This is a genomic window from Streptococcus oralis (genome assembly GCF_023109315.1).
Taxonomy (GTDB): Bacteria; Bacillota; Bacilli; order Lactobacillales; family Streptococcaceae; genus Streptococcus; species Streptococcus oralis_BS.
In genome coordinates this window covers 20,841-42,385 of the sequence record NZ_JALDUF010000003.1, presented here as the reverse complement: position 1 = coordinate 42,385, position 21,545 = coordinate 20,841, and the positions used below count along the sequence as shown (strand labels likewise).

General features: G+C 40.3%; 17 protein-coding genes. 6 read left to right on the top strand and 11 right to left on the bottom strand.

Annotated elements, in window-relative coordinates:
- Window positions 1-12: 12 nt before the first annotated feature.
- The 3 genes from M1F74_RS04785 to M1F74_RS04775 all read right to left on the bottom strand — a co-directional run bounded on the left by M1F74_RS04785 (window position 13) and on the right by M1F74_RS04775 (window position 4,043).
- Entirely contained in the window at window positions 13-447 is a 435-nt protein-coding gene (locus M1F74_RS04785; protein ID WP_247946454.1) for a hypothetical protein, read from the bottom strand.
- A gap of 577 nt (window positions 448-1,024) precedes the next feature.
- A complete protein-coding gene (gene uvrB, locus M1F74_RS04780; RefSeq protein WP_247946453.1) occupies window positions 1,025-3,013 on the bottom strand; it encodes an excinuclease ABC subunit UvrB in 1,989 nt (662 codons plus the stop codon).
- Window positions 3,014-3,089: 76 nt separating this feature from the next.
- On the bottom strand, window positions 3,090-4,043 hold the full coding sequence (locus M1F74_RS04775; protein ID WP_247946452.1) for a CPBP family intramembrane glutamic endopeptidase: 954 nt from the start codon (window positions 4,041-4,043) through the stop codon (window positions 3,090-3,092).
- Between the two features lie 170 nt (window positions 4,044-4,213).
- Between M1F74_RS04775 and M1F74_RS04770 the strand changes: the two genes are divergently transcribed.
- From M1F74_RS04770 to zwf, 3 genes are all read left to right on the top strand, one after another.
- On the top strand, window positions 4,214-6,379 hold the full coding sequence (locus M1F74_RS04770; RefSeq protein WP_247946451.1) for an ABC transporter substrate-binding protein/permease: 2,166 nt from the start codon (window positions 4,214-4,216) through the stop codon (window positions 6,377-6,379).
- Window positions 6,379-7,119 (top strand): amino acid ABC transporter ATP-binding protein, encoded by a 741-nt coding sequence (locus M1F74_RS04765; protein WP_007516801.1) that lies wholly within the window; start codon window positions 6,379-6,381, stop codon window positions 7,117-7,119. The genes M1F74_RS04770 and M1F74_RS04765 overlap by 1 nt, the downstream gene beginning before the upstream one ends.
- 148 nt (window positions 7,120-7,267) lie before the next feature.
- Window positions 7,268-8,755, top strand: coding sequence for a glucose-6-phosphate dehydrogenase (gene zwf / locus M1F74_RS04760; RefSeq protein ID WP_247946450.1), 1,488 nt, complete (start codon window positions 7,268-7,270; stop codon window positions 8,753-8,755).
- A 44-nt stretch (window positions 8,756-8,799) separates the two neighbouring features.
- Here the strand turns inward: zwf and ftsY are convergent, their stop codons facing one another.
- From ftsY to M1F74_RS04745, 3 genes are read right to left on the bottom strand one after another with little or no spacing between them, the layout of a single operon-like run.
- Window positions 8,800-10,107: a signal recognition particle-docking protein FtsY gene (gene ftsY / locus M1F74_RS04755; RefSeq protein ID WP_084911135.1), complete on the bottom strand. Its 1,308-nt coding sequence runs from the start codon at window positions 10,105-10,107 to the stop codon at window positions 8,800-8,802.
- Between the two features lie 3 nt (window positions 10,108-10,110).
- Entirely contained in the window at window positions 10,111-10,929 is an 819-nt protein-coding gene (locus tag M1F74_RS04750; RefSeq protein WP_247946449.1) for a Cof-type HAD-IIB family hydrolase, read from the bottom strand.
- On the bottom strand, window positions 10,929-11,720 hold the full coding sequence (locus M1F74_RS04745) for a Cof-type HAD-IIB family hydrolase (protein ID WP_247946448.1): 792 nt from the start codon (window positions 11,718-11,720) through the stop codon (window positions 10,929-10,931). Before M1F74_RS04745 ends, M1F74_RS04750 begins: the two co-directional genes overlap by 1 nt.
- Window positions 11,721-11,925: 205 nt before the next feature.
- On the opposite strand from M1F74_RS04745, the gene M1F74_RS04740 reads away from it, so the two are divergent.
- Entirely contained in the window at window positions 11,926-12,621 is a 696-nt protein-coding gene (locus tag M1F74_RS04740; RefSeq protein ID WP_000136040.1) for a VIT1/CCC1 transporter family protein, read from the top strand.
- A gap of 40 nt (window positions 12,622-12,661) precedes the next feature.
- Here the strand turns inward: M1F74_RS04740 and M1F74_RS04735 are convergent, their stop codons facing one another.
- A complete protein-coding gene (locus M1F74_RS04735; protein WP_247946447.1) occupies window positions 12,662-14,650 on the bottom strand; it encodes an FtsX-like permease family protein in 1,989 nt (662 codons plus the stop codon).
- Between the two features lies 1 nt (window position 14,651).
- Entirely contained in the window at window positions 14,652-15,410 is a 759-nt protein-coding gene (locus tag M1F74_RS04730; RefSeq protein WP_247946446.1) for an ABC transporter ATP-binding protein, read from the bottom strand.
- A 443-nt stretch (window positions 15,411-15,853) separates the two neighbouring features.
- Here M1F74_RS04730 and M1F74_RS04725 point away from each other — a divergent pair, with 443 nt between their 5' ends.
- Together M1F74_RS04725 and M1F74_RS04720 are read left to right on the top strand one after the other, a co-directional pair.
- Window positions 15,854-17,848, top strand: coding sequence for a DUF1430 domain-containing protein (locus tag M1F74_RS04725; RefSeq protein WP_247946445.1), 1,995 nt, complete (start codon window positions 15,854-15,856; stop codon window positions 17,846-17,848).
- 1 nt (window position 17,849) lies between these two features.
- Window positions 17,850-18,500: an ABC transporter ATP-binding protein gene (locus M1F74_RS04720; RefSeq protein ID WP_247946444.1), complete on the top strand. Its 651-nt coding sequence runs from the start codon at window positions 17,850-17,852 to the stop codon at window positions 18,498-18,500.
- A gap of 104 nt (window positions 18,501-18,604) precedes the next feature.
- Here M1F74_RS04720 and M1F74_RS04715 read toward each other — a convergent pair whose 3' ends face one another.
- From M1F74_RS04715 to M1F74_RS04705, 3 genes are read right to left on the bottom strand one after another with little or no spacing between them, the layout of a single operon-like run.
- On the bottom strand, window positions 18,605-18,877 hold the full coding sequence (locus tag M1F74_RS04715) for a PspC domain-containing protein (protein WP_247946443.1): 273 nt from the start codon (window positions 18,875-18,877) through the stop codon (window positions 18,605-18,607).
- Between the two features lie 59 nt (window positions 18,878-18,936).
- Window positions 18,937-19,386 (bottom strand): SprT family protein, encoded by a 450-nt coding sequence (locus M1F74_RS04710; protein ID WP_247946555.1) that lies wholly within the window; start codon window positions 19,384-19,386, stop codon window positions 18,937-18,939.
- On the bottom strand, window positions 19,373-21,502 hold the full coding sequence (locus M1F74_RS04705) for a Tex family protein (RefSeq protein WP_247946442.1): 2,130 nt from the start codon (window positions 21,500-21,502) through the stop codon (window positions 19,373-19,375). The genes M1F74_RS04710 and M1F74_RS04705 overlap by 14 nt, the downstream gene beginning before the upstream one ends.
- Window positions 21,503-21,545 lie beyond the last annotated feature (43 nt).

The window sequence follows — 21,545 nt, the reverse complement described above, 5'->3', positions numbered from 1 at the left end:
ACTTTCTAAAATTTAATTTTCTATCTTGTACTTAACTTTAGACTTCATAATCAAAGGATTAACCAAGTCGTGATATTCATGAGTTTCATGGAGCAAGGATCCTCGGATGATTCTAATTTCATTTTTTTCCTTATTCACATAGTAGTCTAAATTGATAGGCATGGATGAGTCTGGAACCATAGATAAAATAAAGAAAATCACAAACCAGATAAGGAGAGCAAAAAATCCGCTGAGAGCTTGAAAAATCAGATGATGCCATTGAAAGATTCTCGTTTTATAGAAGATAGTCCATGGATGGATAAATAAGGTCAAACAGAGACCAAAGAACCAAATATTCCACAAAAATGGTGTAAAAGCTAAACCAAACAAGCCTAAGATAAAATGAATCAGGACAAATACCAAGAACAGAAGGTAAATAACCCTAAATATAGTTAGATGTTTTAGCATGATTAACTCCTTTTCTTTTCAATATTCTTGGAAATTAAAATGGTTAAAGTAGCCACTAGGAAGAAGAACACATAAGTAAGAATAGGGAACCAAATATAGCGATGATCTAGGGATAAGAGAGAAGGCAGGAGGCCCTTACTATTTTTCCCACCAACTCCTAAAAATAGATGAACTAGTAAACCGATACTATTAAGATAGATAAATAAATCCGCATACCTTTTTATTGTCATCCTTCTCCTAGACAAGTCTAGGAACCAATAGTCAAAGAATTGATATACCAGGCAAAAAAGATTTATATATATTGGAAAACTATAGTTGATATCTCTGTATGGTGAAGGAATAGGAAGGCTTTCGAAAATTAGAGTAACACCTAAGCCTATTCCTAAGATTAGACCAAGGACTAGGAAGAAACCTATAATTTTATGAGAATTTAGCCAATGCTGAAAACTTTCTTTCCTTGGTAGATTCTTTTTTGTATTTGAATTTCTTTTATTCATTTTCACCGTTTTCTTCATATCTAGACTACTGAAATAAGGACATAGCAATTTGGCTAATTAAATTTGACTTAAGGGCCTCTCTACCCCATCGCCTTGACTTCCAGCATCATATCACGTATCTGAGCTGCCAATTCAAAGTCAAGCACTTCGACGGCTTCTTGCATTTGTTTCTCTAGTTTCTTGACGAGTTCTTTGCGCTCTTGTTTGTTGAGACTGTTGATATCGACTTCCTTGTCCTCCTCCTTAGCAACTGCCTTGGTTACAGCAATCAGGTCACGGATTTCTTTCTTAATGGTTTGTGGAACAATACCATGCTCTTCATTATAGTCCATCTGGATTTTCCGACGACGGGCCGTTTCATCAATGGCTTTTTGCATAGACTGGGTAACTGTGTCAGCATACATGATGACATGGCCCTCACTATTACGAGCAGCACGTCCAATGGTCTGAATCAATCCACGTTCGTTACGTAGGAAGCCTTCCTTGTCAGCATCGAGAATGGCTACCAAGCTTACCTCAGGAACGTCAATCCCTTCACGAAGGAGATTGATTCCGACCAAGACATCAAAGACACCCAAGCGCAGGTCACGGATAATCTCCGTCCGTTCCAAGGTCTTAATATCCGAGTGCATATATTTGACCTTGATACCCATTTCCTTGAAGTAGTCGGTTAAGTCCTCTGCCATTTTCTTGGTCAAGGTGGTGATAAAGGTCCGTTCATTCTTTTCAACACGGGCATTGATTTCACCCAATAGGTCATCAATCTGTCCCATAGTCGGACGGACTTCCACCTCTGGATCTAGAAGTCCTGTTGGACGAATGATTTGCTCAATCACGGTCTCGGTCTGTTCGTTTTCATAGTCACCAGGTGTCGCTGAAACGTAAACAATCTGGTGCACATGACTTTCAAATTCTTCCCGACGGAGAGGACGATTGTCCAAGGCGGACGGTAAACGGAAACCATAATTTACTAACATTTCCTTACGCGAACGGTCTCCATTGTACATTCCCTTGATTTGCCCCATGGTCATGTGACTTTCATCAATCATGATCAAGAAATCATCAGGGAAGAAGTCGAGAAGCGTATAAGGAGGCTCTCCTTCGCTACGACCATCCATATGACGAGAGTAGTTTTCGACGCCGTTGGTATAACCCATCTCACGTAGCATCTCGATATCATACTCTGTCCGCTGTTTCAAACGTTGGGCTTCCAGCAGTTTGCCTTCCTTCTCAAAGACAGCTAACTGCTCCTCCAACTCTGCCTGAATCTTGGCAATCGCAACCTCCATATGGTCATCATTGGTCACAAAGTGAGTGGCAGGGAAAATCGCCAAATGATCCACTTCTCCCAATACCTGACCTGTCAAAGCCTCTACTTCACGGATACGGTCAATCTCATCCCCGAAAAACTCTACTCGAAAAGCGTGTTCATCACGGGAAGCTGGGAAAATCTCCACCACATCCCCACGAACGCGAAATCTTCCCCGTTGGAAATCAATATCATTGCGTTCAAACTGTATATCGACCAAGTCATTCAAGAGTTTGTCACGAGAAATCTCAAGACCTGGACGGAGACTAACGACGCTATCAGCATATTCCTTGGGTGAACCTAAACCATAAATACAAGAGACAGAAGCCACAACGATGACATCATTACGCTCCAGAAGGGCTGAAGTCGCTGAGTGGCGGAGCTTGTCAATCTCATCATTAACAGAACTGTCTTTTTCAATGTAGGTATCGCTAGAAGGGACATAGGCCTCGGGTTGGTAATAATCATAGTAAGATACAAAATACTCAACAGCATTTTCAGGGAAAAATTCCTTAAATTCCCCATAGAGCTGACCAGCTAGGGTTTTGTTGTGGGCAATGACTAGGGTTGGTTTATTGACTTTGGAAATGACCTGACTCATGGTATAAGTCTTCCCTGTACCCGTCGCCCCCATCAGAATCTGAGCTTTTTCTCCACCCTCGATATTATCAACCAACTGCTCAATCGCTTGTGGTTGATCACCTGAAGGTTCGTATTTTGATACTAGTTTAAATTTATTATCTGTAATCCGATTGATCATAAGAATCCTCTCTCCATGTGCTATTCCTATTTTAGCATACTTATAGCATTTTCACGAAGAAAAGGACGGACCTAAGTCACATCCTTTCATTTTCTTTCTTTAATTGATTAGCGAGATAGACAATCAGAAGTAACAAGACTAAACTTGTCATGATAGAACCTTCAATCCCAAAAGAGCCTCCTGATAGCCAAACTTGATTGCCTTGTGGTGAAAAGGTCATCAGAGACGTTCCTGACGGTTGACCGCTAACTAAAATGCCAAAAAGATTGCCCTGAGCAAAATTCCAAGCTCCATGAATACCTGCAACACCCCAAACTATATCAGTTTTGAGAAGGTAAAGAGCCATGGCAACTCCGAATAAGAAGAGATTCACTAGAGATAGAGGTGTTAGACCAGAATTTCCCACATGAAGCAGGGTAAAGAATATGCTAGATATGACAACAGCAAGTTTTAGATTGGTTCTTGAGGCCAATTGTGGAAGAAGCCAAGCACGGGACACCACTTCTTCTGCTGTCCCCTGTAAAATCCAAAATGGGATTGTAAAGACGACAAAAGTAAGCGAATAAGGATTCAAGCGAATGGATTCCAAACGATATTGCCCCAAGACCACCAAACCTAACAAGGTCAGAAGAAAAAGTGCCAAACCTAGGCCAAATCCTTTCAGAAGACTGCTAAGGAAATTTCCTCTATAAAATCCCAAGGTTCTAATAGATCTTTTCTCAACTTTTTTAGTCCATCTGAACACAGTGTTGAGAATAAAACCAAAGGACAGCAATGCTAAAATTAAACGAAAGTCACTTGTTTTATCCGTCAAGCTCTGCTGCAAGGTTTGCAAGTAAGTTGCAAGATTTTGACCAGCCTCTCCAAAATTTCTAGCAAGTCCGATGAGAGCTAACAAGCTAATACCATACAAAGTATATGCAACAAACTCTCCTATAAAGACAAAAACAAAGGCTAACAAAGGACTTGTGTAAATATTTAAACTCATTTGGGAAGATTGGAAGTCTTTAAATATTCTTTTATTCTTCATGTTCCTGCCCTCATTTCTTCTATTACATACTATTATTATATCATTTTATAGTAGCAATTCAAGAAGGAAAAAAATATAGATGTTATATTTTCTGACACAAAAATATGAAAATTTGCCTTTTCATTCATTTTCTGATATAATGGGAAAATATTCGGAAAAGGAGACTAAAAATGAAGAAAAAAATACTAGCATGTTTGCTCATTTTATTTCCCATTTTCTCACTAGGTATGGCAAAAGCTGATACTGTTAAGATTGTGTCTGATACAGCTTACGCACCTTTTGAGTTTAAAGATTCAGATCAAACCTATAAAGGGATTGATGTTGATATTATCAATAAAGTCGCAGAAATCAAAGGATGGAACATCCAAATGTCTTATCCTGGCTTTGATGCAGCTGTAAATGCAGTGCAGTCAGGTCAAGCAGATGCCATTATGGCAGGTATGACAAAAACAAAAGAACGTGAAAATGTCTTTACCATGTCTGATACCTATTATGATACAAAAGTTGTCATTGCTACCACAAAGGCAAATAAAATCACCAAATATGAGGAACTCAGCGGGAAAACAGTTGGTGTTAAGAACGGAACTGCCGCTCAACGTTTTCTCGAAAGTGTCAAAGATAAGTACGGCTTCTCTATTAAAACCTTTGATACAAGTGATTTGATGAATAACAGTCTAAGTGCTGGTGCTGTGAATGCCATCATGGATGACAAACCTGTTATTGAGTATGCGATTAACCAAGGACAAGATCTCAGCATCAATATGGATGGTGAGGCTGTTGGAAGCTTTGCTTTTGGCGTCAAGAAAGGGAGCAAGTATGAACACTTGGTTACCGAGTTTAATGAAGCCCTAGCACAAATGAAGAAGAATGGTAGCTTGGAGCAAATCATCCGAAAATGGACCGCTTCTACAACTACGACAAGCCCAACGACAACTACTGCTGCTGGACAAAAAGCTACTCCCGTGAAAAGCAAGTACATTATTGCCAGCGACTCATCTTTCGCCCCATTCGTCTTTCAAAATTCAAGCAATCAATACACCGGTATTGATATGGACCTCATCAAGGCCATTGCCAAAGACCAAGGTTTTGAAATTGAAATTACCAACCCAGGATTTGACGCAGCCATTAGTGCTGTTCAAGCAGGACAAGCAGATGGTATCATTGCTGGTATGTCTGTAACAGATGCTCGTAAGGAAACCTTCGACTTCTCAGAATCATACTACACAGCAAATACGATTCTCGGTGTGAAAGAATCAAGCACAATTGCTTCTTATGAAGACCTCAAGGATAAAACTGTCGGTGTTAAAAACGGGACTGCTTCTCAAACCTTCCTTACTGAAAATCAAAGCAAGTACGGCTATAAGATTAAAACCTTCGCAGATGGCGCATCTATGTATGACAGTCTGAATACTGGCTCTATCGATGCCGTGATGGATGATGAGCCTGTTCTCAAATATTCGATCAGCCAAGGTCAAAAATTGAAAACTCCGATCGCTGGAACTCCAATCGGTGAAACAGCCTTTGCAGTCAAGAAAGGCAGCAATCCAGAATTAATCCAGATGTTCAATAACGGACTTGCGAACCTCAAAGCTAACGGAGAATTCCAAAAGATTCTTGACAAGTACCTAGCTAGCGAATCTTCATCTGACTCTACAAGTACAGTTGACGAAACAACTATCTGGGGCTTACTACAAAACAACTACAAACAACTCCTTAGCGGACTTGGAATCACCCTTGCTCTAGCTCTTATCTCATTTGCAATTGCCATTGTCATCGGGATTATCTTCGGTATGTTTAGCGTTAGCCCATACAAATCTCTTCGTCTGATCTCCGAGATTTTCGTTGACGTTATTCGAGGTATTCCCTTGATGATTCTTGCAGCCTTCATCTTCTGGGGGATTCCAAACTTCATCGAGTCCATTACAGGCCATCAAAGTCCAATTAACGACTTTGTAGCTGGTACCATAGCCCTCTCACTCAATGCAGCTGCTTATATCGCTGAAATCGTTCGTGGTGGGATTCAAGCTGTTCCAGTTGGGCAAATGGAAGCCAGCCGCAGTCTTGGTATCTCTTATGGAAAAACCATGCGTAAGATTATCTTGCCACAAGCGACTAAATTGATGTTGCCAAACTTTGTCAACCAATTCGTTATCGCTCTTAAAGATACAACCATTGTATCTGCTATCGGTTTGGTGGAACTTTTCCAAACTGGTAAGATTATCATCGCCCGTAACTACCAAAGTTTCAAGATGTATGCAATCCTTGCTATCTTCTATCTTGTAATTATCACGCTTTTGACTAGACTAGCGAAACGCTTAGAAAAGAGGATTCGTTAATGGCAAAACTAAAAATTGATGTAAATGATTTGCATAAGTATTATGGAAAAAATGAAGTTTTAAAAGGCATTACTACTAAATTCTATGAAGGAGATGTTGTCTGTATCATCGGTCCTTCTGGTTCTGGTAAATCCACTTTCCTCCGTAGCCTTAACCTTCTCGAGGAGGTAACGAGTGGTCACATCACTGTGAATGGTTATGATTTGACTGACAAATCAACCAATGTCGACCATGTTCGCGAAAACGTTGGAATGGTCTTCCAACATTTCAATCTCTTCCCTCACATGTCCGTTCTAGAGAATATCACTTTTGCTCCGATTGAACACAAACGAATGACCAAAGAAGAAGCTGAGAAATTGGGGATGGAGTTGCTTGAAAAGGTTGGACTAGCAGATAAAGCTAATGCCAATCCAGATAGTCTTTCAGGTGGTCAGAAACAACGTGTAGCTATCGCTCGTGGACTTGCCATGAATCCTGATATCATGCTCTTTGATGAGCCAACTTCCGCTCTTGACCCTGAGATGGTCGGAGATGTACTGAATGTTATGAAGGAATTAGCAGAGCAAGGCATGACTATGATTATCGTAACCCATGAGATGGGATTTGCTCGTCAGGTGGCTAACCGTGTGATCTTTACGGCTGATGGTGAATTCCTGGAAGATGGGACACCAGATCAAATCTTCGATAACCCGCAACACCCTCGTCTAAAAGAATTTTTGGACAAGGTCTTAAACGTATAAAACGAAAGTGTGAGGTTCTCCTTACACTTTTTTAATTGCGTATTGGATTTTTGATTTTTTTGAAAATTATGATAAAATAAAAGCTATGACAATGAGAAAATCTCATCCCTAGTCCAACTAGGAAAAAATATAGAAATTAGGTAGCTAGATGTCATCAAAGGTTATTGTTACAATTTTCGGTGCGAGTGGAGATTTAGCCAAACGCAAACTCTACCCTTCCCTTTTCAGACTCTATAAATCAGGCAATCTCTCTGAACATTTTGCAGTTATCGGAACAGCTCGTAGACCATGGAGTAAGGAATATTTTGAATCTGTAGTTGTCGAGTCCATCCTTGATTTGGCAGATAGTACCGAGCAAGCCCAAGAATTTGCTAGCCACTTCTACTATCAAAGCCATGATGTGAATGATACGGAACATTACATTGCTTTGCGTCAATTACAAGCCGAACTTAACGAAAAATACCAAGCTGAACACAACAAGCTCTTCTTCTTGTCTATGGCACCCCAGTTCTTTGGAACCATTGCCAAGCACCTCAAATCTGAAAACATTGTTGATGGCAAAGGTTTTGAGCGCTTGATCGTTGAGAAACCATTTGGTACAGACTACGAAACAGCTAGCAAACTCAATGAAGATCTCCTTGCGGCCTTTGATGAGGAGCAAATCTACCGTATTGACCATTACCTAGGTAAAGAGATGATCCAAAGTATCTTTGCTGTTCGTTTTGCCAACATGATCTTTGAGAATGTTTGGAATCGCGAACACATTGATAATGTGCAGATTACCTTTGCAGAACGCTTGGGTGTTGAAGAACGCGGTGGCTACTATGATCAATCTGGTGCTCTTCGTGATATGGTGCAAAACCATACTCTCCAACTCCTCTCTCTTCTAGCCATGGACAAACCAGCTAGCTTTACAAAGAATGAGATTCGTGCTGAAAAGATAAAGGTCTTTAAAAACCTCTATCATCCAACTGAGGAAGAATTGAAAGAACAGTTTATTCGTGGTCAGTATCGCTCTGGTAAAATCGATGGCATGAAATACATTTCTTATCGTAGCGAACCAAATGTCGACCCAGAATCTACAACAGAAACCTTTGCATCTGGCGCCTTCTTTGTAGACAGCAATCGCTTCCGTGGTGTTCCCTTCTTCTTCCGTACAGGGAAACGCCTGACGGAAAAAGGAACTCATGTCAATATCGTCTTTAAGCAAATGGACTCTATCTTCGGAGAGCCATTGGCACCAAATATCTTGACCATCTATATCCAACCAACTGAAGGATTCTCTCTCAGTCTCAATGGTAAACAAGTCGGTGAAGAATTTAACCTAGCACCAAGCTCTTTGGATTACCGTACAGATGCTACTGCTACTGGGGCCTCACCAGATCCTTACGAGAAATTAATCTACGATGTCTTGAATAACAACTCAACCAACTTTAGCCACTGGGATGAGGTAAGTGCTTCTTGGAAATTGATTGACCGTATCGAAGAGCTCTGGGCTGAAAATGGTGCCCCACTTCATGACTATAAAGCTGGAAGCATGGGACCACAAGCTAGCTTTGACTTACTTGAGAAGTATGGAGCCAAATGGACCTGGCAACCAGATATCGCCTATCGTGAAGATGGCCGTTTAGAATAGCAAAAATATCCTGCAAGATTGACTTGCAGGATATTTATTTTGTATTAAATCAAGCCTTCTAAGAGACCCTTCATAAAGTTTTCTGAGTTAAATTCCCCTATATCATCGATTTTTTCACCGAAACCGATCAATTTTACAGGGATATTGAGTTCTTCTCGAATTGCCAGTACGACACCACCTCGAGCAGTTCCATCAATCTTGGTCAGTACAATTCCTGTCACAGGGGTAATTTTAGAAAATTCCTTAGCTTGTACCAGGGCATTCTGTCCAGTTGAAGCATCGAGTGCCAGGAAGGTTTCATGGGGTGCTTCTGGAACGACACGCTTGATAATACGACCAATCTTTTCCAACTCGGCCATGAGGTTGTCCTTGTTTTGCAGACGACCTGCTGTATCAATCATGAGAATATCAATTCCTTCTGCTACAGCACGTTCCATCCCATCAAAGACCACACTTGCTGGATCAGCTTTTTCAGGCCCCGTCACAACAGGAACATCAACACGACGGCCCCACTCTGCTAGCTGGGCAACGGCTCCAGCACGGAAGGTATCCGCAGCAACCAGCATGACTTTCTTGCCAGCTTGCTTGTAACGATGAGCTAATTTCCCAATAGAAGTTGTCTTCCCAACACCGTTAACACCAACAAAGAGCATAACTGTCAAACCATCTTGGAAATGGATTTGTTCATCGAAATTGCCATCCTTTTCGTAGAGGTCAACCAATTTCTCGATAATGACACGGCGGAGTGCGTCAGGTTTCTTAGCATTTTCTAATTTGGCTTCATAGCGGAGCTCTTCTGTTAGATTCGAAGCGACCTGCACACCGACGTCACTCATGATGAGCAATTCTTCCAATTCTTCGAAAAAGTCTTCATCGACAGAGCGGAAGTTGGCAAAGAAGGCATTCAAGCGTGCACCGAATCCTGTCCGCGTTTTCTTAAGACTGCGGTCGTATTTTTCTTGAACCGTTTCTTCAACTCGAGGATATTCTTCTATTACTTCAAAAGCTTGCTCTTCTCCAGTTTCTAGAGATTCTTGGCTCTCTTCTTCGAAAAATTCTTCAGGCTCTTGGCTTTGCTCCATCTCATCAGATTCTAACTCAACCTCTTCTTGCACCGTTTCCTCAACTGCTTCTGGTTCAATCACTTCTTCTGTCATGGACTGTGGAAGTTCTTCTTGAGCAAGAGTTGCTTCCACTTTGTCCCTTCCTATCTCTTCCTGACCTGTTTCTTCGATAGCCGTTTGATTTTCTTCAACCTCTTCTGACAAATCAATATTTTCCAGAGCTTCTTTTACAATATCTTCGATTTTCGGCTCTTCTTTTTTCCCGAATAAACGATCAAATAATCCCATATTCTAATTCTCCTTTAGCACGTATTCTTCAATAGCCCAAGCAACGGCTTCCTCGTCGTTGGTCATCGGGGTAATCACATTTGCAACTGCCTTAACTGCTGGAACTGCATTTTGCATAGCAACTCCCAAACCTGCCCACTCAATCATGGAAAGGTCATTGGCCTCGTCCCCACAAGCCATGACTTGACTTTGATTGATTCCTAAGTGTTTAATTAATTTCGCTAAACCTGTTGCCTTGTGGACGTTTTTCGGTGACCATTCCAATAAGAGTTCACGCGATTTGAAGATTTCATATTGGTCAAACAATTCTGGAGAAATCTGTTGAATCGCTGCATCCAAAGGTTCTTGGGCAAAGGCAGTCACACATTTATTATATGTCATCTGACTAGATAAATCTTCAAAAGCGACAGGCACAAAAGTCAGGGCTGGGTTGAACTTGGCATAGAGACTTTCTTGATCCGACTGGATTTGATAGACTGTTCCTTCTGAAATAGCATCTAACGGTAGTCCGAGTTTTTCAGTTTCCTCGTACAAGCGTGCCACATCGTCGATTGAAAAAACCGTTTTATCGAGAATCTCTCCTGTATTTTTCTGTACCAGACCACCATTAAAGGTGATGGTGTACTCATCCTCCTGACCATCTGTTCCCAACTCCTTGAGAAAGAAATCCATAGCCTTCAGAGGACGCCCCGTTGTCAGTACGACCTTGATGCCACGGTCACGCGCAGCTTTGAGGACCGCCTTGGTACGATCTGTCAGCTTTTTATCCGTTGTCAGCAAAGTACCGTCCAAATCAAGTGCAATCAATTTAATATCTGCCATTATAAGCCCTCCATATAAGCCATCACTGACTGGTCCTTATGGTGGCCAATCACTGCTTCTGCTAATTCTAAAATCTCTGGTCGCGCATTTTCAGGAGCGATTGGGTGTCCCACAACCTGCATCATGTGAAGGTCATTGAGATTATCTCCAAACGCCATAACCTGATCCATGGTTAGACCAAGTTTTTTGGATAACTCAACAACAGCCACACCCTTATCAACGTAGTCCAAGACAATATCAATGGATTCAAAACCAGTTGTCATGGCTTTCACACCAGGAACATTTTCGTTGACCCAGGACTCTCCAGCCTCTATCGTTTCTTCAGTAAAGTTCGTGGTAAATTTAAAAATCTCATCCGTGATATCTTCCAAACTCGCTACTTTTTGAATGTTTTCATTGTAGTGACGGCTAAACATGAGATAGATCTCATCCACTGTATCCAATACATAACAAGCTTTTTTCCCAGTCAGGAGCATTTTTCTTTCATCAAAATAGGGTGATTTCTTTAAAGATTCAAAAGTGCTCAAGTAAAAGTCCCGAGACATAGTAGCCTCGTACAGATCCTCTCCATGAAACTCAACGTAGCTCCCATTTTCAGCTATAAAAATCACTTCATCACGCACATCCGCAAACAACTTTTTCAGAGACAGAATACCACGACCTGAAGCCACAGCAAAATAAATTCCCTTTTCCTTGTAGGATACAAGCAAGTTTTTGAGGCGTTCCATATCAAACCGACCCTCTCCGTCTAGAAAGGTTCCATCCATATCGGTTGCTACAAGTTTAATCATAAAATCCTTCATACTCCAATTGATAAATCTACCTTCTATTATACCATAGATAAGTTTAAAAAGGTCCAGTACAGTAGGATAGCACTACTTTTTCGGAGAAACTTCAAAAGGCCTAAAAATTAGAATCGTAGAACTTTTTTCAGATAGTTTAAAAAGTTTGTATTCCCCTTCTCTTTTCTCTATAATGGAGAGAAAGGAGATGACTATGACAGAAATAAAACACGAAATTGATGCAAACTTTGCAGGACGACTCAATATCCTACGAGCGGGAGTTCTCGGTGCCAATGATGGGATTATTTCCATTGCTGGAGTGGTAATCGGGGTTGCTAGTGCGACAAGCAATATCTGGATAATCTTTTTATCTGGACTAGCCGCTATCCTCGCTGGTGCTTTTTCAATGGCCGGTGGCGAATATGTCTCTGTATCCACTCAGAAAGACACGGAAGAAGCCGCTGTTGCCAGAGAACAATTACTCTTGGATAAGGACATCGAATCTGCAAAACAATCCCTCTACGCAGCTTACCTACAAAATGGTGAGTGTGAAACGTCCGCCCAACTCTTGACCAACAAGGCCTTTTTAAAAAATCCCCTCAAAGCCTTGGTCGAAGAAAAGTATGGAATCGAGTACGAAGAGTTTACCAACCCTTGGCATGCTGCTATCTCTAGCTTTATCGCCTTTGTACTGGGAAGTCTTCCTCCTATGCTTTCCATCACCGTCTTTCCAAGTGACTATCGTATTCCAGCAACTGTTCTTATCGTGGCCCTTTCCCTTCTCGTTACTGGCTATACCAGTGCTAAACTAGGCAAGGCTCCTACGAAAACAGCTATGATCCGCAACCTCTGTATCGGACTTCTCACCATGGGAGTAACCTTCCTCTTAGGACAACTCTTTAGTATCTAAGATAAAAGAAATACCTCGATAAATATCGAGGTATCTTTTTTTACATTTGCACAATCTTGCGATAGCTTCTTGAGGTAATCATAAAGATTAAAACATAGACGATGAGGAAGATGGCACAGATAGACAGAGTGACAGTCAACATCATGGTCGCATCTAGTACCCCAATGACTTTTAGGATGAGGCTAAGCATATGATAGGCAAAGGCAAGATGTAGGAAAGCAAAGAGCAATGGGAGGAAGAAAACAGTTAGGACCTGTTTATTTATGGTTTGCTTGATTTGCTTTTGATCGAGACCGACTTTTTGCAAAATGATGAAGCGTTCACGGTCTTCATAACCTTCAGAGATTTGTTTGTAGTAGATGACAAGAACAGTTCCCACCATAAAGATGATAGAGAGGAAAATACCGATAAAGAAAACTCCACCAAAGAGAGCACTCACCTGCGCACTGCTATCAGCCAGATTACTTCCGTAAACATAGCTTCCTTCTTTGCTTAATTCTCTATTAAAATCATCAAGGAATTTTGAATAGTCGTTGGCGAGTTTGAGTTGCTCTTCCTCACTATCTGTTACATTCATACCACCGTAGTATTGATTAAAGATAGAAGAATTAGGATACTGATCAAGAAAGGCTTTCAAGTCAGGAACAACCAGATAATTATAGTCCGAAGTTAGAATATTGTACTGATTTGGGACATGTTCAAGAATAAAATCTTTTTTGATTTCTTCCTTTATTGTATAGGTCTGGTCATTTAGAGTCAGTTCTTTCTGTCCTTGAAGTTCTTTGTTTTTAGTAAACAATCCGACTTCCTTACCTGAAAGTGCAAGTTTTTGCCCCGTCATATTCTCATAGTCTTTTTGATCAAAGACCATAAAAATAGTTTTCGGTTGAACACGATTTTGACCTTTCTCAAAGATTGTCAATTTCGTACCTTCTTGTTTTGCCACACCAAAGTTACTGTATGTAAGGACTTCTTTCTTTGTGACAGTCAATCCTTTATAGCTAGCATACTGGTCTAGGAGTTTATTTATGTCTTCTTTTTCAACATTCTGTCCTGTAATTCCAAAATCATGTGGATTCATGACTTTCTTGAAAGTTTCAGAGCCTTTAAAGATACTCGTTGCAGCAGACATAGTCACCAAGACCATGGTTGAGAGAATAGCAATCGTCGCTAGACCAACAGCATTTTTCTTCATACGAAAAATGAGATTGGATACGGAAATCATGTTGTTAGGTTGGTAATAGTAACGCTTGTTTTTCTTCAAGATTTGTAGGAAAACTGTGATTCCTGCATTGAAGAGAAGATAAGTTCCCAAAATTACCAACAAGACTGCTACAAAGAAAATCAGAACAGCAGAAAGTGGATTTTCAACTGTCACTGCTAGATAATAACCAGCTCCCAAACTGATTAGACCTAGGATGGTTTGGAGACCTAAGAAACGTCCTTTTTTCTCACCACTGGCTTTCTCACGGGAGAGCTGAAGAGCATTCATGCGGGCGATACGAAAGGCATTGATAAAAATTAGACCTAGGAAGATAGCTCCAAAGACGATGAGAACTAGGATAAAGACAATTGGTTGGAAGGTTGAAACGAGCTCCACCTTCATTTTCATCAACTTCAGAAGAAGGGCAAAGATTAGCTTATCAAAGAGAGCTCCTAGGCCGAGACCAGCTGTCAGCGTTAAGGAACCAAAAATAAGAAGCTCCTTAAAAACCATACTGATCAAATGGCGCTTTTCAAGACCCAGCATACCATATATACCCAGCTCTTTGGAGCGGTTCTTCATGACAAAACTATTGGCATAAAGGACAATAATTCCAGAAGCGATGGTAACAACCACCATGCCGAGAGCCAGGGTCATAGAGATAGTTTCTCCCCCTCGGATCTTGCCAATGTTAGGATTAAGTGACAAAGAGTAAAAAAGATAGGTGATGGTCACTGCTAAGAGAACAGCAAGGGCAAAGGGATAGTAGAGTTTGCGGTTTTTAATCAAGTTAGATACCGCTAACTTATTGGTTAATCGGAACATACTAATTCACCTCGCTTGCCATAACGGTCAAAGTATCAGAGATTTCTTGGAACATCTGACGCTCTGTCTTATCTCCACGGTAGATTTGGTTGTAAAGAATGCCGTCCTTGATAAAGAGAACGCGCTTGGCCCTGCTGGCTGCTGCGGTTGAGTGAGTTACCATGAGAATGGTTTGCCCGCGCTCATTGATTTCATCAAAAACATCCAAAAGAGCTGCAGATGACTTGGAGTCAAGGGCTCCTGTTGGCTCATCCGCAAGGAGAATTTCAGGTTCAGTGATGATAGCGCGTGCTACTGCTACCCGCTGCTTTTGACCTCCTGAGATCTCGTAAGGATACTTCTCTTGCAATTGGTTGATGCCTAAATTTTCAGCTGTTACCACCAATTTCTTCATCATCTCTATGATGGGTTTTCGTGATAACACTAACGGAAGCAAGATATTATCCTTAACAGACAAGGTATCTAGCAAGTTAAAGTCTTGGAAGACAAATCCTAACTTCTCACGACGGAAGCTGGAAGCCCGTGAGTTTTTAATAGTTGCTGTATCTACTCCGTTCAAGTAAACTTGACCACGAGTTGGTTTATCCAGCATAGCTAGGATGTTGAGCAGAGTTGACTTTCCTGAACCAGACTCCCCCATGATGGCAACATAGTCACCCTTCTCTACGGTAAAGTGAATATCTTTGAGGGCTTCTACTTGGTTGCCTTGAAAACGAGTTTTATAGATTTTTTGAACGTGTTTTACATCTAAAAGTGTCATGATTTTCTCCTTCTTAATATCCCATCATTTGAAACTGTGCTTGCATCATAGCGCATCCCAGTTGAACACGCTCGATATCTTTTTGACTTGGTTTTCTTGTTTTCTTTTGTAAAATTCTTTTCATGGTTTTGCTCCTTTATTCTTTATGAGTCTAGTTTATCGCAAAAAAAGGTGGCTTGCCATAACCTAACCTTACAAAAGAGACTTTAATCTTACATTTTTGTAAGATTGAGGAATAATTTTGAAAATTGCTACTATAAAAAGCTATGGTATTGCTTGTTTTATCCTTAAAATAATAGTAAAATTAAATTATGAAAAGGCTTTCTTTGACATCTTGTAAAAGAATTAGCTTTCTGATAATTATTTTTAAAAGTGCTAAACTATCATTCGTATCACTGCTATAAGGAGGGAGGTTCAGCCCCTCTTTTTAGAAAGAGGTTCCTATGAAACGTATATTTCTCTTCATCAGCAATCTTCTTTTAACTTTCTTTCTCATTGCCACTCTGTCCTTTTGGAAAGACTCTCTTCCACAAATCCTGTTCCCGGGTGCAGCAGTATTAAGTGGGCAAGCAGATTATTCTACCGTTAAAGAAGAATTAAATAGTCTTGCTAAAGAACATAATAGTCTTATCGCAAGAACCATTTGGGAAGTAGATAGTGATGGAAAATCACAAACTTACTACGAAGTTTTTGGAGATGGGAAACTCCCAGACTGGATGCCTCCAGCAAGTCAAGAAAGCATTCACAAGAGCGATCTTCTCAACAACTACAATATTATCAGCGGATCCCTAACTAGTCAAGAATTGGCCACTCATCTGAAAGAACTTGGACTAGAAAAAGCGAATGCATTTGAAAATGACAGAGTATCCTTTGTACTTGCCCTCTTTACCCAACCTGATCAGCTCATCAGTATGTTAATCTTTTTGCTGACTTTCTTAGCTTTAATTGTTATCGGTCAGATTCAATCTCTCTCTCAATCAGGAATAAGACTGATTAATGGAGAACATCTCAGAAATCTCTTCTTTCGTTCTATCATAAGAGACGGACTTGATATCCTTCTTTTTGGCTTGCCTGCTTTCCTAATAGTTAGTGTTTTAGTAATTTACCTAGGCTATCCTTATGAAATTCAGACTTTTTTAGGAATACTTTTTATTCTTTACAATAGCCTACTTCTCTTGCTAAGTCTTTTCATCGCTTTTCTTTTTACTATTTCTTTGAAAAGAGTTCATCTTCTCTCTATCATTAAAGGAAAATTACCAATTAAGTCAATTTTACGTATTCTTTACTTTGGTCAAGCTCTTTCTATCTTATTAGTTATTGTAGGATTTGGACGTATGTCTACTTACTATCATATACTTGAGAAAAATGAGGCTGGACAAGCTACTTGGGAACAACGCTCCAATGTTGTTACTCTTCAAACAGGGCGTTCCAGTCAGATAAAAAATTTAGATGAACTGCAGACAAATGCTGATAAATGGTTTGACTTTATTCAATATTCTTTAGAAAATGGAAATGCCTTTCTAGTCAAACATAATCTCGCTATTCAAGCTATAAAACATTCTCTTTCAAGTCATAATGATTCTGAACAAAATCCCTATGACTTGGAAGGGAAAAATATTCTCTATGTAACACCTGACTACTTCAAAAAAGAAGGTATAGAGTTAACATCAGAAACCTTTAAAAAAATCAATAATCTAAAAGATGGACAGGTTCTTGTAATACTACCTCAAGAACAAAAGAAAAATGAGGAACAAATAAAACAAAACATACAAGAAGATTTAACTAATCAATTATACAGTAGTGATACAAAGCATAGAGTCGAAGTTAGTATAACTTATACTGATCAAAAAAAAGATGTATTCATTTATAATACCACCCATATCGCTTATGATCAATGGTTATCAAATCCCATCTTTCTTGTGCTTTCTCCTAAAGCACTTGGTAAGGCTTCCTCCATCTTCTGGTTTACAAATCTAGAATATCTCTATTTTACAGACCTCCACCAGACACAAGAACTTTTGAAACACTATCAACTTGATCAAATGGTCTCAGGGCAATCGTCTGCTAGGGAAACCTATCTCCAGTTAAATCAAAAAATTAAAATCGAAATTTTTAGTAACTTAGCGAGTGCTATGTTTGCTATTTTGACTTCACTTTTGCTGTTTACAAGTTTAAATCTACTCTATTTTGAAGCCTTTCGCAAAACCATATTCTTGAAAAAAATAGCAGGTTATTATTTCTTTGAATTACACAGTAGATATATCACTTCTCAAATAACAGCTCTCTTTCTCGGAAGTAGTCTGGCTTTCATTATTTCTAAGAATATCTGGATTACCCTGATTCTATTTCTCAACTTTTCAAGTTTAGCTGTTCTTCTATTAAAAATCTGTGATAAAAAGGAAAGCAAAACCTATGCTAGCATTATCAAAGGAGGATAGTATGATTGAATTACAACATATTTGGAAACAATTTGGTTCTCGTATTATTTTTTCAGACTTGAATCTGAATTTTCAAAGTGGTATGGTGTATGCTTTGATAGGAGACAGTGGTTGTGGAAAAACCACTTTGCTCAATATGCTTGCAAAACTAGAGACTTTCGACAAAGGAGAAATCGTTTACAAAGAAAAGTCTTTGACTTCACTAAAAAATGAGGAATTCTATCGTAACGAGCTAGGTTATCTCTTCCAGAATTTTGGACTATTAGAAAGTCAGACCATTCGAGAAAACCTTGAGCTGGGACTGATTGGTAAAAAACAGAACAAGAAACAAGAAAAAGAGAGACTTCTTTTTCAAGCACTACAAGCTGTCAGACTAGATTATCTAAGTCTCAACCAAAAAATCTATGAATTATCTGGTGGTGAAGCTCAACGCGTAGCGCTTGCTAAGATTATCCTGAAAGATCCTCCTTTAATTTTAGCCGATGAGCCTACCGCCTCGCTAGATCCAAAAAATTCCAAGGAAATTATGGAAATTCTCCTTGAACTTCGTAATGCTAATAGAACAATTATCATCGCAACTCACAATCCTAGTATTTGGAAAATGGCTGATCAGGTAATTCATCTCTCTCAAGATGGAAAAGAATATACTTAAATATCAAAATCCCTTGTGGCTAAATAACCACAAGGGATTTTCGGTCATTTATGCTACTTCTTTTAAGTAACATAGTGCAAATAATAAATTTTCCCTGTTAAATCTCACCAAAACCAGCCATCATTATCTTCAATGGCTTGGGCTTCCTTGCGTTTGCGTGGTCCTGTTCCGTACATTTCGGCTTCGATTTCTTCCTTAGTTGGCAGGATGGAGGCGAGGATAATGTAAATAATCACACCAACTCCAAAATTTGATATGGTAAAAATGGCGAAGAGAAAGCGGACTAGGGTTACATCAAAATTCCACTTGTCTGATAGCCCAGCTAAAACTCCTGACACCATACGATTTCGTCTCATTTTATAAAATTTTGTATTCATGATTGTTTCCTCTTTCGGTATTCTTACAAGTAGTATAGCATGAATCAGAACTATCAACATCAGTCCTTAGGCCGATTTATGATGACGAGTTTACCTCGACAAACTCCACAGCGATAGCGTTTGGTATCAATTCTTCTCTTACGCTGATAACTTTGCTGGCAAGATTGGCACTGATAGACTAGGTAGGCACTTTGAGATTGTGTTTTCATGGGTGGTACATAGCGCAGTCCATCCACTTCTTTCAAAAGTTCCTTAAAATCTCGGTCCTTATGGCGATAACCCTTTTTCTGAAAATAAAGGTGATAGTGACAGAGTTCATGGCGCACGATTTTGCGAAAGACTTCCAAACCTAGTTCCTGATAAACCTTGGGATTAAAGTCCAAATGCCCATCCTTTGGGAAAAATCGTCCACCTGTCGTTCGCAGACGAGAATTCCACTGGGCTTGGTGGGTAAAAGGTCTACCAAAGTCTTCGAGGGAAACAGACTGAACGTACTCAGTCAGTTTCATCTGGAGCGAGGAGCGACAGATTAACTTTTTCACGTTCAGTATCGATTTTTTTAACCCAAACCGTTACCAAATCTCCAACTGACACCACTTGGCTGGGATGTTTGATAAATTTACGACTCATATGGGAAATATGAATCAAGCCGTCCTCGTGAATCCCAATATCAACGAATGCACCGAAATCAACAACATTACGCACCACACCTTCTAGCTTCTGGCCGACTTTTAAGTCCTTGATATCCAGTACATCTTGACGGAGAACAGGTGCATCAAAAGAATCACGGAAATCTCGACCTGGTTTGAGAAGGTCGGCAATGATATCTTTAAGGGTTTCTGTACCAAGATCTAGTTCTTGCGCCATCTCCTTGACTGAAAGGGACTTAAGCTTATTTTGTGCTTCTTCATTCAAGTCCTTGATATCCAAGCGTTTGAAGAGCTCCTTAACGGCAACATAGTTTTCTGGGTGAACTCCTGTATTATCAAGGATATTGCTACTTTCTGGGATACGGAGGAAACCAGCAGCTTGCTCAAAGGCTTTGGCACCGAGACGAGGAACCTTCTTGATTTGAGCGCGTGAAGTGATTTTTCCTTCTTCCTCTCGGTATTTGACAATATTTTCAGAGATGGTTTTATTGAGTCCAGCTACGTGGGAAAGAAGAGCTGGGCTGGCTGTATTGACATTGACACCAACTTGGTTGACTACGGTATCGACGACAAAGTCCAGACTTTCAGACAGTTTCTTCTGACTGACATCGTGCTGGTATTGACCAACACCGATTGACTTGGGATCGATTTTTACCAATTCAGCAAGGGGATCTTGCAAACGACGGGCGATAGAGATAGCCGATCGTTTTTCAACGGTTAATTCTGGAAATTCCTGACGGGCAAGTTCGCTGGCAGAATAGACAGAAGCGCCACTTTCATTGACAATGACATAGCTCACTTCTGGAAAATCTTTCAGAACTTCCGCCACAAAGGCTTCACTTTCACGACTGGCCGTCCCATTTCCGATAGCAATAATTTCTACGCTGTATTGACCAATCAAGTCTGCCAAATCTTTCTTGGCTTCTTCGATTTGACGAGCTGAGGCTGGTTTGACAGGATAAATGAGCTGAGTCGTCAGCATTTTCCCTGTTGCATCTACGACAGCTAACTTGGCCCCTGTACGAAAGGCAGGGTCGAATCCTAAAACCACGCGCCCTTTCAGCGGAGCAACCAAGAGGAGATTGCGCAGATTGTCTGAAAAGAGTTGGATAGCCCCTTCTTCTGCTTTCTCAGTCAATTCTGTCCGAATACGGCGCTCGATAGCAGGCAAGACCTTTTTCTTAACAGATTGCTGGACAACTTCATCAATATAGGCATTTTTCACCTTGAAACGAGCAGCAAAGAAAGATAGGATACGGTCCGTAGCATGTTCAAAACCAACCTTTAAGACACCTAGTTTCTCACCACGATTGAGAGCTAAGGTACGATAGCCCTGCATGTTGCCAACTGTTTCTGAAAAATCGTAATAAATCTGAAAAACTTGTTTTTCATCGAGACTTTCATCCTTGACTTGCGAGGTGATTTTAGAATGTCTCAGTACTTCCTGATAGGTCATAGCACGTAGATTGACATCTTCAGATAAGGCTTCTACCAAGATATCAACTGCACCAGCCAAGGTTTCTTGACCAGTCGCAAATCCTTCACAGACAAACTTCTCAGCCTCTTTCTCTAAGTCAGCTACGTTTTGCAAAATCAAGCGAGCAAGAGGGAAGAGCCCAGCTTCACGGGCAATGGTTGCCTTGGTTCGACGCTTTTCCTTGTAAGGAAGATAGAGTTCTTCTACGTCTGCTAATTTTTCGGCAGCTAAGATAGCTGCTTCCAAGTCCTTTGTTAGCTTACCTTGTTCTTGAATCTTAGCCAAGACAGCTTCCTTGCGATCATTGAGATTAGTCAGGCTTTTATCCAAGTCGATAATAGCCTTAATCGCCACTTCATCCAGACTACCAGTCATGTCCTTCCGATAACGCGCGATGAAGGGAATGGTCGCCCCTTCGGCTGTCAAACTTAGAACGGTATCGATTTGCTTTAACGTTACACCCAAATCTTGGGAAATTTTTTCATATTTTTTATCCATAAACCTATTATACCATAAGGAACAGCCCTTGTTTCACCTTACC